The following is a 13,264-nucleotide window of genomic DNA, read 5'->3' on the forward strand; positions in this document are numbered from 1 at the left end:
CCCCTGGTGCGATGCACCAGACACTACTTCTTCCAGATTGGTCGTGTTGACCCCCGCGTCAACCTGACAACAAGTCATGCCTGATGACCATAGCGAGTCGGTACCACCCCTTCCCATCCCGAACAGGACCGTGAAACGACTCCACGCCGATGATAGTGCGGATTGCCCGTGTGAAAGTAGGTAATCGTCAGGCTCCCATGCAGAAACACAGACCCCACCCCACACCGGTGGGGTTTGTGCGTTTACGCGCGGTCAAAAGCAAGCCAACAGAGACTAGCAACCGCACCACCAAGGAACGGTTTGCTACCGCGCGAAATACGTCCATCCTCACAGCCGGTAACTCCCGGAGAAATCGGAAAGCTTTCCCTCGCCGCCTGCGCGATCCAATCCGTCAGGCCCGCTTCCGTACCGGCGTCTGATACGACATACCTGCGGTAAACCGGTCGAGTCGTTCGCTAGCATCGGTGACCGCCCAAAGAGGCGCGCTGTGCAACAGCTTGTCGTAATTCGTTGCGATTGCGGCAAAAAGCGCGAACCCTGCGCTATCCAATCCCCATTCGCCGGTTTCCCTTCCGATATCGAACACCGCCGACACCGCGCGCTCCGCCGCACCGAGTTGCTCGCCGGTCGCCGAGCCGAAGCCCGACTCCGCCAGGAAGCCGGTCAACAGCATGATCTGTGTAAGTGTCTGGGCGTCGGTCATGCTGCCGGTGCCCCGGCGCAAGGCGTCGAGCGCCAGATGCACCCGCAACGCCAGCTCATCGGCGGTCTGCCGGGCCATCGGCAGCAGCATGGTTTTGGCATGCCGCGCACGCGCAGCGCCAGTGTGCCGGGAAAACGGAATCGGTTGTGCCATGACGGTCCAATGTTTATGCCTATGCAGATGCAATAACGGCGCGAGCCGCAAAAGGTTGAGCCCTCGCTATGCATGCGCCGCAGCCGGCCGGCTCAAACGCAGTCGGGTGGCGGCTCCACGCCAATCGTCATGATCCTGCAGCGCACCCTGTGCAACTCGTGCGATCGCGCCTTCGATTCGCTTTATACCGTCGGTCGTCTCGCCAACAGCCTGCCCCATCGTTGCCCCGCGTTGGATCGCAAGCGCGCCACGCGCACCCATCCCGCGTGTCCGGACATCGAGCCATCCATACGATCCGTGACACGCGCGGCGCTCACGTTTGCTCCGCTTCATCCGATGGCGCGACACTGCGCGCCCTGACGCGTCGCCGGATCTCCGAATCCAGAATCAGACGCCCGCGCAGTTTTCCCTTCATCCGCTTCACGTAGCGTGGCGCTTCGGTCATGTGGATCACCATCAATTCACGTACCTTCTCGACGTTACGCTCGCGCGCCGCCTTCGTAATCGCCTTATGTATTTTCACGTTTGCCTGACCGAACCGTTCGTGTTCGGCTTGCGGCGTGTCGTTACGAAACTCGATCAGTTGCCTGATCATTTCGTTGATGAGCTCGCAACTGAAACGCAGGAACGGATTCGGATTCGCCGCTGCGAGGATGTCGTGAAAATTGACGTCTTCCTGTCGTTGCCGAACGATGTCGTGACCCCCGTGCGATGAACCCGGCCGGTCGCAGCACGCAATGTTCGCTTCGAGCGCCTCGAAGTCCTGCTCCGTCAGATGCGGCACCGCTCCCGCCGCCAGTTCCGGTTCCAGCAATTTGCGCACGGTGTAAATATCGTCGATCGACACATCCTTGAAGAACAGATAGTTCTGCAACAGCTGCAACGTGCGGTCGAGCGGCACTTCCACCACCATGCCGCCGCCGCTCGGGCCGGTCGTCACCTTGATCAGACCTTGCACCTCCAGGGACTTCAGTGCTTCCCTGATCGTGCTCTTGCTCACCGAAAAAAGCTGTTGCAGTTCAACCTCGCGCGGCAGCCGGTCGCCCGGTTTCAGGTCCTTCTCCGTGATGAGCCGCTTGATTTCCTCCGCGACCAGATCGCCACGCTTCTGCTGTTTGATCTCAATCGCGGCGCCCGCCTTGGCGCGGTCCATGGCCATATTCGATGCTCCTAGTTTGTCCCTGCACGATCTTTCATCGGTCCGCTCGTTCTATCACGGCTAGCGAGATCGCCCTCGATGCTGCCAGGAATTTTGCCTTATTGACACTCGAATTTATTGTACATACGATCCAATCCAGTCTATTTATCATGATAAATAGAACAAAGCCGGCGAGGTGAAAAAACTTCGCGGCGACCAGCAACTGGCGTACTCGTGTGCGCGGTGCGGTCAGTTTCGCAGTCGGTCAGTGCGTGTCTCTTTCTTAAGGAGCGTCATTTTGAATCGCCGAAATATGTTGAAGCTGGCCGCGTTGTCGGCTGTTCCGGGGACGTTGGGCTCGCTGGTCGCGCGCAGCGCGTTCGCGCAGGCCGGCACCTTGCAGTTCGCTTGTCCGGTGCCGATGTCGGGGCCGTTCGCCGCGAACGGCAAATATGCCGACCTCGGCATGAAGCTCGCGATCGAACAATACGGCAAGGTCCTCGGCGAACCGCTCGCGTATACCGTGCTCGATACGGAAGGCAAGCCGGCGACGGCAGTGCGTCGTGTGCAGGAAATCGCGCAGCAGAAGAATGCGCGCTTCTTCGCGGGAGGCATTCTGTCTTCCGAAGCATTGGCGATGGGCAAGGAAGTCCAGAAGGCCGACGGCGTTTTCATCACCACGGCCGGCGCCGATGAAATCACGGGCAAGGACTGCAATGACGCGACGTTCCGTTGGTCGGTGCCGACTTACGGTGCGATCGAGCAGACAGTGCGCCCGTTGACGCAGATGCTGCCGAAAGCAAAACGCTGGTACACCATCACGCCGCAATACGTTTTCGGCGAGGGCTTGTTGACCGCCGCCAAGGCGATATTCAAGGAGAAGGGCATCGAGCATGTGGGCAACAGCTACCACTCGCTCAATGAAAAGGAATTCAGCGGCTATTTGACGAACGCAGTCGCCGCCAAGCCCGACGTCCTGCTGATCCTGAACTTCGGTTCGCAATCGTCGGATACGCTGCGCCAGGCCGTGAGCTTCGGCATGAAGAACAATTGCACGATCCTGTTGGCGTGGGCGTCCGGCCTCGAGCAATTCGAAGCGCTCGGCGCGGATCTGTGCGAAGGCGTCTATTTCGGCGCGCAGTATTGGCACGACATCGATTCGCCGCTCAATCGCGATCTCGTCAAACGGACCAAAGCGGCATTCAAGACCAATCCCAACTACAGCCTCGCGGGTTCCTATATCTGCACGAAGATCCTGCTCGACGGCATCGTCAAAGCGGGCAACGTCGATCCGAAGAAAGTGGTCGCGGCGCTCGAAGGCATGAAGTACGACGGGTTGACGGGCCCGGAGGAAGTCCGCAAGGGCGATCATCAGGTGCTGAAGAACTACTATCTGTTGAAGGGCAAGGCGAAGAACAAGATGAAAAACGCCGACGATTACGCCGATATCGTCAGTTCGGGGCAATCCTTCCTGCCGCTCGACAAGACCGGCTGCAAGATGGTTTGACGCCTCAAACGCCGCGCGCGAGCGCGTGCGGCATGGCACGGCGCTCGCATAGCGCCTCCTCGGCACACCTTTAAACGGACGCCATGAACGTTTATCTCCTGCAGATCGTCAACGGCATCGGAGTAGGGATGCTGTATTTCCTGCTCGCGGTTGGTTTGTCGATCGTGTTTGGCCTGCTGCGCTTCGTGAATTTCGCGCACGGCGCGTTCTATCTGCTCGGTGCCTACTTCTGCTATCAGGCGATGCAGTGGTCGATGAGTTTCTGGGCCGCGCTCGTGGTCGTGCCGATCGTGGTCGGCGCGCTTGCATGGGTCGTCGAGAAACTGATTTTGCGGCACGTCTACGCGCAACAACACGAGTTTCATATTCTCGCGACGGTGGGTCTTGCACTCGTCGTGCAGGAATGCGCGATTCTCGTGTGGGGTCCGCTCGGCGATAACGTGCCGGTTCCCGACTTGCTCAACGGCGTGGTGATCTGGGGCAGCTTCGTGTATCCGAAGTATCGGTTGTTCGTGATCGGCTTCACAGCGGTATTGGCCGCGCTTCTGTGGTGGGTGTTGGAGGGCACGCGGCTCGGCAGCGCGGTGCGCGCCGGCAGCGAATCGACCGAGATGGTGTCGCTGCTCGGCATCAACGTATTGCGTGTTTTCAGCCTCGTTTTCGCGCTCGGCGCGGCAACGGCCGCATTGGCCGGCGTACTCGCCGCGCCGATTCGCGGCGTCGATCCCTTCATGGGCATCGAGGCATTGAGCGTCGCGTTCGTCGTGGTGGTGGTCGGCGGGATGGGCAATTTTCTCGGCGCGCTGGTAGGTGGACTGCTGGTCGGCATCGTGCAAAGCGTGATGAGCACGTTGTGGCCCGAAGGCGCGCGGTTGATGATCTACGTCGCGATGGCCGCCGTTCTGTTGCTGCGACCGAACGGTTTGCTCGGGAGGGCGTCATGATCGACACGTCAAAGCCAATCGTGCGGAGCGCTGCTTCCACGGCGACCCGATCGGGCGCACAGCACTCGTTGCATCGCTATCGCTTTCTGCTGCTGGCATTGCTGGTCGTGTGCGTATTGCCGTTGACGTTGCGCTCAGGCTCACTCGCCACCGAGGTGCTGGTATTCGCTCTCGCTGCACTCGGCTGCAATCTGCTGCTCGGCCACACGGGCCTGTTGTCCTTCGGGCAGGGCATTTTCTTCGGGCTCGGCAGCTATTGCGCTGGCCTCGTCCTGACTAAAACCGCATTGCCCGTGCCGGTCGCGCTGCTCGCGTCGATCGTAATCGGCGCGGCGGCTGCTGCGCTGGTCGGCTGGTTTTCGATTCGTCAGCGCGGCACGTACTTCGTGATGTTGACGCTGGCATTCGGCCAGCTATTCTATTTTCTCGCTTACACCACGCCCGATCTGACCGGCGGCGACAACGGCCTGCTCGACATTCCGCGTCCCGCGCTCGGCCTGTTCGGCAAAGCGCTGCTGCCGTTGACCTCGCCGTGGCAATACTACGGCTTCGTCGCCGTGCTATTTCTCGTTGTGTTCTGGCTCCTGATGCGCGTGTCCCATTCGGTATTCGGCCGTACGTTGCTTGCGATTCGCGACAACGAGGTACGCGCGGCCGCGGTCGGCTACGACGTCAAACGCTTCAAGCTGATGGCGTTCGTGATTTCCGGCGCGGTGACGGGTCTTGCCGGCGCGCTGCATGCGCTGATGACCGGCATTGCGCCGCTCTCCAACATCGACTATCACACGAGCGAGATGATCCTCGTGATGACGGTGATCGGCGGCACGGGCAATCTGTTCGCCTCGGTATTGGGCGCCGCGTTTTACGTGCTGTTCGCCGATTGGCTCTCGACGCTGTGGCCGCGCTGGCTGCTGCTGCTCGGCATCGTGCTGATCGCCGTCAGCCTGTTCATGCAGCGCGGACTGTGGGGCCTGGGCGAACGCATCGGGCAATCGCTGCGCCGCAAGCCTTCCGCCGAGCCAGACAACGACACAGACAACGACACGGACAACGACGCAGGCAAGGAGCCGATATGAGCGAGCCGATTCTGCGCGCAAGCGGCGTAGTAAAGCGCTACGGCAAGTTCACGGCGCTCTCCGAAGTCAATCTGCGCATCATGCCGCGCACCGTGCATTCGGTGATCGGCCCGAACGGCGCGGGCAAGACGACGTTGTTTCATGTGCTGACCGGCACCGTGCCGCTTACGGCGGGAACGATCGTATTCGACGGTCACGACGTCACGCACGAGCCGGACCATAAGCGCGTACGCCGTGGCGTCGCGCGCTCGTTTCAGGTGACGAGCCTGTTCGCCAATCTGAGCGTGCGTGAAAACCTGCGGCTCGCCGCGCAAGGTGTCGACGCGGTTCGCGCACTGAATGCGTGGACCCCGCCGCGCGGCGCGCTCACGCAAGCCGACACCGTCGACAGCGTGCTCGAACGCCTCGCGCTACAGCGCTTTAGCGAAGTGTCGGCAGGCGCGCTGTCGCATGGTCAGCAGCGGCGGCTCGAAGTCGGCATGGCGCTTGCTGCGCGACCCAAGGCGATCTTTCTCGATGAGCCGACTTCCGGCATGGGTATCGACGACCTCGACGACATGAAGCAACTGATCCGCGGCCTGCGCGACGATTACACCGTCGTGCTGATCGAACACAACATGGGCATCGTGATGGACATCTCCGACACGATCACCGTCATGCAGCAAGGGCGCGTGCTGGTGGAAGGGCGGCCGGACGACATTCGCGGCGACGAGCGGGTGCGCAGCGCCTATCTCGGCAACATGATCACCGGAGGCCGCGCATGATTCTCGACGTGCAGCAGATTCACGGTTTCTATGGCAAGAGTCACATCCTGCAAGGCGTCACGCTGCAAGTCGACGACGGCGAAACGGTCACACTATTGGGCCGCAACGGCGCGGGCAAATCGACCACGCTCAAGGCGATTGCCGGCGTCGTCGCGCCACGGCGCGGCAGCGTGACGTTCAACGGCGCCGAGATAGGCGGCATGCCGCCGCACAAGATCGCCGCACGCGGCGTGTGCTTCGTGCCCGAGCATCGCGGCGTCTTTCGTCTGCTGAGCGTCGAGGAAAACTTGCGGCTTGGCGCGCGCAAGGATTCGCCGTGGCAGCTCGACGATATCTACCGCATTTTTCCGCGTCTGAAAGAACGGCGCACCAACGGTGGCGGGCAATTGTCCGGCGGCGAGCAGCAAATGCTCGCGATTGGCCGCGCGTTGATGAACCATCCACGGCTTTTGATGCTCGACGAACCGGTCGAGGGTCTCGCGCCGGTGATCGTCGAAGAGATCGTCGCGCAGCTCAAGCTGATTCGCGCAGCGGGCGTTGCGATTCTGCTGGTCGAGCAGAACCTCGAAGTCTGCACGCAACTCGCGGATCGTCACTACATCATCGAGCAGGGCGTCATCGTCTATTCGGGCGATAACGCGTCGTTCGCCGCGGACGAGTCGATCAAGGACCGCTATCTCGGCGTCGGCGTCGCCTGACGCGCGCTTTGTCTTCAACACGAGGAAGCATCGATGCAAGCTCACGAATCAACGACCATCGCGACGCCCGCCGATCTGCGCGTGGACGGCGCGCGCCTTTGGGACAGTCTCATGCAACTCGCGCGCATTGGCGCGACCGAGAAAGGCGGTGTGTGCCGGCTCGCCCTGACCGAGTTGGACCGGAAAGCGCGCGATCTTTTCATCGCTTGGGCAAAGGAAATCGGCTGCAGCGTGCGGGTCGACGCGATCGGCAATATCTTCGCGCGTCGCGCGGGTCTGCGTGATGATTTGCCGCCGGTGATGACCGGCAGCCACATCGACACGCAACCCACGGGCGGCAAGTTCGACGGCAATTACGGCGTGCTGGCGGGCCTCGAAGTATTGCGCACGCTGGCGGAGGTCAACGTGCAGACGCTCGCCCCGCTGGAGGTCGCGGTGTGGACCAACGAAGAGGGCTCACGCTTCGTGCCCGTGATGATGGGCTCCGGCGTGTTCTCGGGCGCGTTCACGCTTGAGCATGCGTTGGAACAACGCGATCGCGATGGCGTCTCGGTGCGCGACGCGCTCACGGCGATCGGTTATGTCGGCGAGCATGACAAGCCGCACGCCGTCGGCGCCTATTTCGAAGCGCATATCGAACAAGGGCCGGTACTGGAAGCGCACGACAAGACGATCGGCGTGGTGCAAGGCGCGCTGGGTCAACGCTGGTACGACGTGACGGTGCACGGCATGGAGGCGCACGCGGGGCCCACGCCGATGGAACTGCGCCGCGACGCGCTGCTCGTGGCAGCCGATCTGATTCACGCCGTCAATCGCATCGCGTTGGACCACGCGCCGCATGGACGCGGCACGGTGGGCTGGCTCGACGTGCATCCGAATTCGCGCAACGTCATTCCGGGCCGCGTGACGCTCACGGTCGATCTGCGCGCGGCGGACGACGCGACGCTCACGGCGATGGATACCGCGTTGCGCGCCGCATGCTCGAACGCGGCCGCGAAAGCCGGCATCGCCGTGGATGTCGAGCAAGTGGTGTACTTTTCGCCTCAACCGTTCGCCGCCGAACTGGTTGCAGCCGTGAAGCGGGGCGCGGACACGCTGGGTTTTTCATCGATGGACGTGATCAGCGGCGCGGGCCACGATGCCGTCTATCTCGCGCGAGTCGCGCCCGCCGCGATGATCTTCGTGCCGTGCAAGGACGGCATCAGCCACAACGAAATCGAGGATGCGCGCGCGGACCATCTGGAAGCCGGTTGCAACGTGCTGTTGCAGGCGATGTTGAACGCCGCGGCGCGGCCGGCAGGGAGCGTCGAATCATGAAGATCCTGATTGCAAGGATGAACCACGAGACGAACACGTTTTCGCCGGTGCCCACGCCGCTCGCCGCGTTCGGCCGCAACGGTCCGAGCCGCGGCGAAGACGCGTTCAACGCGAACAAGGGCATGCAGACGGCGATGGCCGCGTTCATCGACGCAGCCGGGCGTGAGCATGCGGAGATCGTCACGCCGATTTCCGCATCCGCGAATCCGAGCGGACCGGTCGATGCGGCGGCCTATGACGCGATCTGCGAGGCGATCGTTGCGGCGGCACCGGGTTGCGATGCAGTGATGCTCGATCTGCACGGCGCAATGGTCGCCGAGAATTCGGATGACGGCGAGGGCGATCTGCTCGAACGCGTGCGCGCGGCGCTGCCGCATGCACCGATCGCGGTCGCGCTCGATCTGCACGGCAACGTCACGCAAAAGATGATCGACCACGCCGACGTGATCGTCAGTTTCAAAACCTATCCGCACGTCGATATGTACGAGACCGGCGCGCACGCGGCGCGCCTGCTGTTCGATCTCGTGCACGGCAAGGCCAGGCCGGTGATCGCGTGGCGCCAGCCGCCGCTGCTCACGCACACGTTGCGCAGCGCGACCGCCGAGGGCGCGATGAAACGCGCCGTGGACGCCGCGCGCGCGGCCGAGGCCGACGGCATGCTCGCGGTGTCGGTGCTGTCCGGCTTTTCGCTCGCCGATATCGAGGCGCCGTGCATCAGCGTCGTCGTGGTGGGCAATGGCGAGCGTGCGCAAGCCGAGGCGGTGGCAGAGCGCATCGCGCGGCAGATCTGGCGCGAGCGCGACGATTTCGTCTATCGCAGCGCGCCGCTGGCCGAATCGGTCGCGCAGGCGGCCGCGCTCGCGCAGGGCGCCGACAAGCCGGTGCTGCTGCTCGATCACGGCGATAACTGCATGTCGGGCGGCACGTGCGACACGATGGATCTGCTCGAGGAAGCGCTCACGCAGAAGCTCGACGGCATCGTGAGCGGGCCGCTGTGCGACCCGCAAGCCGTGGCGGCGTTGATGGCGGCGGGCGTCGGCAGCACGGTGACGGTGACCATCGGCAACAAGGTTGCGAGCAATGCGGTGACGCCGCGGCCGCCCGTCGCGGTGACCGGCGTCGTGCGCGCGCTGACCGACGGCGAGTACGTGATCAGCGGCCCGACCTACACCGGCCAGCGCGCCTTCATGGGACGCGCCGCGGTGCTCGACACAGGCACCGTGAAACTCGTGATGACCGAGCACACGCACGAACCGTGGGACCTCGGCGTGTTCGAAAGCGTGGGCATCGATCCGCGACGCGCGCGTTTCCTGTTGCTCAAATCGCGCATGTACTGCCGGCCGGTTTTCGTGCCGATCGCCGCGGGGCTGGTGGAATGCGATAGCCGCGGCGTAACGAGCTCCGACTACGCGCTATTCAAATTCGAGCATGTGAAGCGGCCGGTTTATCCGCTGGATACGCGGACGGAGTGGACGTCCGCGAACTGAAGGAAAGGTGTTGATGAATCGAGGTGTCGTCCGAGGCTTGCGCTGCGCGGGTGGAGTCTTTATAATTCGCGCCTCTAAAGGCTCGTAGCTCAGTTGGTTAGAGCACCACCTTGACATGGTGGGGGTCGTTGGTTCGAATCCAATCGAGCCTACCAACGCAAAAGTGGCGTGGACGAAAGCGGCTCCGCTTTCGTCCACCGTCATGTTCTCGCATCACCTCTCGAATCCACCCGCAACGCCCTTAGTTCAGGTAACTGCCGATGCCGTTGCCGACGACGCGCCGCGGTCGGGTAACTCGTCTTCAAAACCATAGAACGACTGCGGAGTCGTGCACAGGATCGCGTCGATTGCCGCTGCATCGAGGCCGAGTTCCATTAGCATCGACAGCGACTGGCCGTAGTCCGTCATCCGTTCATGCTGCGTATGAGGCCAGTCGCTGCCCCACATCAGACGCCCAGCGCCGAAATGTTCGAGCAATTGCTTCGTCGCCTCGCGGACAAAGCTTGAATCGCCAGCCGCGCAACGGTACGCGGCCGATAGCTTGACCCAAATGCGGCCGCTCTTGCCATAACGCAGCAATGCCTCGAAGCCGGGGTCTCCGATGCCTTGGTCCGGGTCGGGTCTTCCAAAATGATCGACGACGACTGGTACGCCGGCCTCCAGCAGCCGGTCGAGCATGGGCGCAAGGTCGCGCGCAGCGCGGTGCAGTTCGACATGCCAACTCAGTTGCGAGAGCCGATCGAGCAGAAGCGTCCACGATTTCGCTCGCAGATCCGGCAGCGCCTGTTCGATCAGGTTCAGCCGTATGCCGGTTACGCCTCGGCCCTGCATCTCGGCGAGCGATTCATCGGAAGCATCGGGCGCGATCACCGCGACACCTCTCAAGCGGTGCGTGTCGCGCGACAGCGCCTGCAACAGATAGCGATTGTCCGTGCCAAGAAAACTCGGCTGCACGAGAACCGCGCGCCCGATGCCGTGTGCGTCGAGCAATTGCAGATACGTGTCGAGCGTTGCATCGTAGCCAGGCGAGTAACGCCTGCCATCCACCAACGGCAAGCCTTGCTCGAAGACGTGCGCATGGGTATCGACGCAACGCGAGCGGGACTGAACGGGCGATGCCGGCGCAATCATGGTTCAGCTCCGCGGCGGATTCAGCGTCAAGCGCGCAGCGTCGCCGCTGTCGTTCGCCGATTCGGACGCCACCACGCCACGCAGACGTTTGCCACGCGTTTCGGGCAGCAGCAACACGGCGATCATCGCGAGTCCGTAGGCAATGGCCGCGTCGATGCCGATCGCGATGCCGAGCGACATCGAATGACTCATGTAGCCCACGAGAACCGGGAAACTCGCTGACGCAATGCGTCCAAAGTTGTAGCAGAAGCCGACGCCCGTACCGCGCATATCCGCCGGATACAGTTCATTGAAAAGCGGCCCGAGGCTCGCCGGAATACCGGCTACGAACAGTCCGAGCGGGAAGCCCAGCACGAGCATTTGCGTGTTGGTCAGCGGCAGCATGACGTAGGCGAGAACCGTGACGACGCAACAGAACGCGAACAACGCAATGTTGCGCCGGCGGCCGATGCGGTCGAGCAGGTACGCGCTCAACATGCAGCCGCACCAGAAGGCCACGATCACCACGGCCAGATAGCCGCCCGTATGTAGAACCGACAGGTGCCGCTCTTTCGCAAGAAAGGTGGGTAGCCACGTCATGATCGCGTAGTAGCCGCCATGAGCGCCGGTGCCCAGCACCGCGCCGATAATGGTCGTGCGGAGCACGCGCGGCTGGAAGACCTGCATGATTTGCCCGAGCGCGGAGACCTTGGGCGCGGCGCTGGCCGGCGCGATGCGGGCCGGTTCCTTCAGATTGCGTCGAACGAACAGGACAAGGCCGGCCGGCAACAGGCCGACGGCGAACATCACGCGCCATGCGGTGTCCGATGGCAACCACGAGAACGCCGCGGCATACACCAGCACGGCCGCGCCCCATCCAACCGCCCACGCGCTTTGCACGGCGCCCATCGCCTTGCCGCGGTGTTCGGTACGGATGGTTTCCGCCATCAGCACCGCGCCGGCCGCCCATTCGCCGCCGAATCCGAAGCCTTGAAGCGCTTTGAGCACCAGCAGTTGCGGGAAGTTTTGCGCGAACGCGCAAAGAAACGTGAAGCCGGCGAACCAGAGGATCGTCATTTGCAGCGTTCGGACACGGCCGAAGCGGTCCGATAACGCCCCGGCAATCCAGCCGCCGAGCGCGGACGAAACGAGCGTCACGCCGCTGATCGCACCCGCCTGCGTATGGTCGATGCCATACGCCGCGATGATCGCGGGGATGGCGAGGGTGAACATCTGCACGTCGAGCGCGTCGAGCCCCCAACCAGCAAAGCAGCCCCAGAAGGTGTTGCGTTCGAGTTGCGAGCCTTGCTTGTACCACGTGAACATAGCCGTCTCCGTTCCCTTGCAATTCATTCAGTCATATATATGAATGCCTGAATGATCGAGGCAATGCCGCTAAAAGTCAGTGGGTAAAAACCCTCGCTCACGGTGGCCCTCTTCGATGCGGTACAGTAGTTACTCCTCTGAACAACTGTATGAATGCCATGGACACGGCCTCTTTCAAGCTGGACGACCGATTGCCCCGTTATCATCAATTGCGTGACGACCTGCTTAGCCGCATTGCCGCGGGCGAATGGACGCCGACGCAAGCGATCGCCACCGAGGCGGAACTGGGACAGTTCTACAACGTCTCCACGGGCACCGTTCGCAAGGCGATCGACCTGTTGGTGGCCGACGGTGTGCTCACGCGCAGTCAGGGCAGAGGGACGTTCATCCGCCGGCCCCGTTTCGATTCCTCGCTGTTTCGCTTCTTTCGTTTCAAGTCGCGCGACGGACAACCCGTGCGCCCCACCGCGCGCGTGTTCAAGCGCGAAATCGTGAAGCCCAGCGCGGAAATCCGCGCCGCCCTGAAGATGAAAGCCACCGAGAAGGCGATTCACCTTTCGCGCGTGCGTCTGATAGAAGGGCAGGCGGTGCTCTCCGAGGAAATCTGGCTGCCGCGCGCGCGTTTCGAGCCGTTGGCCACGCTGCCGCTCGATGATTTCGAAGATTTACTGTACCCGCTGTACGAGCGTCTTTGCCGGCAAATCGTGGCGTCCGCCACCGAAATTCTAAGAGTCGAGCAAGCCACGCCTGATGACGCCTCGGTCCTCGGTCTAGCGACCGGGAGTCCCGTCATTCTGGTGCACCGTGTCGCGTCGGATTTCGCGGGCACGCCGTTCGAATGGCGCAGCACGCGTGGGGCTGCCACCACGTTTCAATACCAGGTGGAAATTCGCTGAACCGTCTGCTTGCGCCATCGGCGCCAGCATCGCCTCTGCTGTTCACCCTACCGCATACCGGATCGACAAACCGGATAGACGCTAACCGCTCCTATCCGGGTATCACCTCATGGCGCGCGTCGCCGATTCGTACAAACATATATAT

The 13,264-nt window shown here is 62.5% G+C and carries 12 protein-coding genes, 1 tRNA gene and 1 rRNA gene; 10 read left to right on the top strand and 4 right to left on the bottom strand.

Translation table 11 applies throughout. The annotated features are described in order from the left end of the window. Positions 1-79 precede the first annotated feature (79 nt). Positions 80-193, top strand: a 5S ribosomal RNA gene (rrf, locus tag BUE39_RS20980). A gap of 198 nt (positions 194-391) precedes the next feature. On the opposite strand, the gene BUE39_RS20985 is transcribed toward rrf, so the two are convergent. Both BUE39_RS20985 and BUE39_RS20990 read right to left on the bottom strand, forming a co-directional pair. After that, a complete protein-coding gene (locus tag BUE39_RS20985) occupies positions 392-856 on the bottom strand; it encodes a hypothetical protein (RefSeq protein WP_073430646.1) in 465 nt (154 codons plus the stop codon). A gap of 313 nt (positions 857-1,169) precedes the next feature. Then, positions 1,170-2,015 (bottom strand): FadR/GntR family transcriptional regulator, encoded by an 846-nt coding sequence (locus tag BUE39_RS20990; protein ID WP_073430647.1) that lies wholly within the window; start codon positions 2,013-2,015, stop codon positions 1,170-1,172. A gap of 277 nt (positions 2,016-2,292) precedes the next feature. Here BUE39_RS20990 and BUE39_RS20995 point away from each other — a divergent pair, with 277 nt between their 5' ends. The 8 genes from BUE39_RS20995 to BUE39_RS21030 all read left to right on the top strand — a co-directional run bounded on the left by BUE39_RS20995 (position 2,293) and on the right by BUE39_RS21030 (position 9,942). Beyond that, on the top strand, positions 2,293-3,501 hold the full coding sequence (locus tag BUE39_RS20995; RefSeq protein WP_073430648.1) for an ABC transporter substrate-binding protein: 1,209 nt from the start codon (positions 2,293-2,295) through the stop codon (positions 3,499-3,501). An 83-nt stretch (positions 3,502-3,584) separates the two neighbouring features. Next, the gene (locus BUE39_RS21000) at positions 3,585-4,445 is read left to right on the top strand and encodes a branched-chain amino acid ABC transporter permease (protein ID WP_073430649.1); all 861 of its coding nucleotides are present in this window, start codon (positions 3,585-3,587) and stop codon (positions 4,443-4,445) included. After that, positions 4,442-5,521 (top strand): branched-chain amino acid ABC transporter permease, encoded by a 1,080-nt coding sequence (locus tag BUE39_RS21005; RefSeq protein WP_073430650.1) that lies wholly within the window; start codon positions 4,442-4,444, stop codon positions 5,519-5,521. The genes BUE39_RS21000 and BUE39_RS21005 overlap by 4 nt, the downstream gene beginning before the upstream one ends. Next, positions 5,518-6,285 (top strand): ABC transporter ATP-binding protein, encoded by a 768-nt coding sequence (locus tag BUE39_RS21010; RefSeq protein WP_073430651.1) that lies wholly within the window; start codon positions 5,518-5,520, stop codon positions 6,283-6,285. The genes BUE39_RS21005 and BUE39_RS21010 overlap by 4 nt, the downstream gene beginning before the upstream one ends. After that, the gene (locus BUE39_RS21015; RefSeq protein WP_073430652.1) at positions 6,282-6,983 is read left to right on the top strand and encodes an ABC transporter ATP-binding protein; all 702 of its coding nucleotides are present in this window, start codon (positions 6,282-6,284) and stop codon (positions 6,981-6,983) included. Before BUE39_RS21010 ends, BUE39_RS21015 begins: the two co-directional genes overlap by 4 nt. 33 nt (positions 6,984-7,016) lie before the next feature. Beyond that, positions 7,017-8,300 (top strand): Zn-dependent hydrolase, encoded by a 1,284-nt coding sequence (locus tag BUE39_RS21020; protein WP_073430653.1) that lies wholly within the window; start codon positions 7,017-7,019, stop codon positions 8,298-8,300. Then, positions 8,297-9,787 (top strand): M81 family metallopeptidase, encoded by a 1,491-nt coding sequence (locus BUE39_RS21025; RefSeq protein ID WP_073430654.1) that lies wholly within the window; start codon positions 8,297-8,299, stop codon positions 9,785-9,787. Before BUE39_RS21020 ends, BUE39_RS21025 begins: the two co-directional genes overlap by 4 nt. Before the next feature lie 78 nt (positions 9,788-9,865). Further along, positions 9,866-9,942, top strand: a tRNA-Val gene (locus BUE39_RS21030). A gap of 91 nt (positions 9,943-10,033) precedes the next feature. On the opposite strand, the gene BUE39_RS21035 is transcribed toward BUE39_RS21030, so the two are convergent. Further along, positions 10,034-10,918, bottom strand: coding sequence for an amidohydrolase family protein (locus BUE39_RS21035; RefSeq protein ID WP_073430655.1), 885 nt, complete (start codon positions 10,916-10,918; stop codon positions 10,034-10,036). Between the two features lie 3 nt (positions 10,919-10,921). Beyond that, the gene (locus tag BUE39_RS21040; protein WP_073430656.1) at positions 10,922-12,223 is read right to left on the bottom strand and encodes an MFS transporter; all 1,302 of its coding nucleotides are present in this window, start codon (positions 12,221-12,223) and stop codon (positions 10,922-10,924) included. Between the two features lie 158 nt (positions 12,224-12,381). On the opposite strand from BUE39_RS21040, the gene BUE39_RS21045 reads away from it, so the two are divergent. Next, the gene (locus BUE39_RS21045; protein ID WP_073430657.1) at positions 12,382-13,119 is read left to right on the top strand and encodes a GntR family transcriptional regulator; all 738 of its coding nucleotides are present in this window, start codon (positions 12,382-12,384) and stop codon (positions 13,117-13,119) included. The last annotated feature ends 145 nt before the right edge of the window (positions 13,120-13,264 follow it).

This window comes from Paraburkholderia terricola (assembly GCF_900142195.1).
Taxonomy (GTDB): domain Bacteria; phylum Pseudomonadota; class Gammaproteobacteria; order Burkholderiales; family Burkholderiaceae; genus Paraburkholderia; species Paraburkholderia terricola.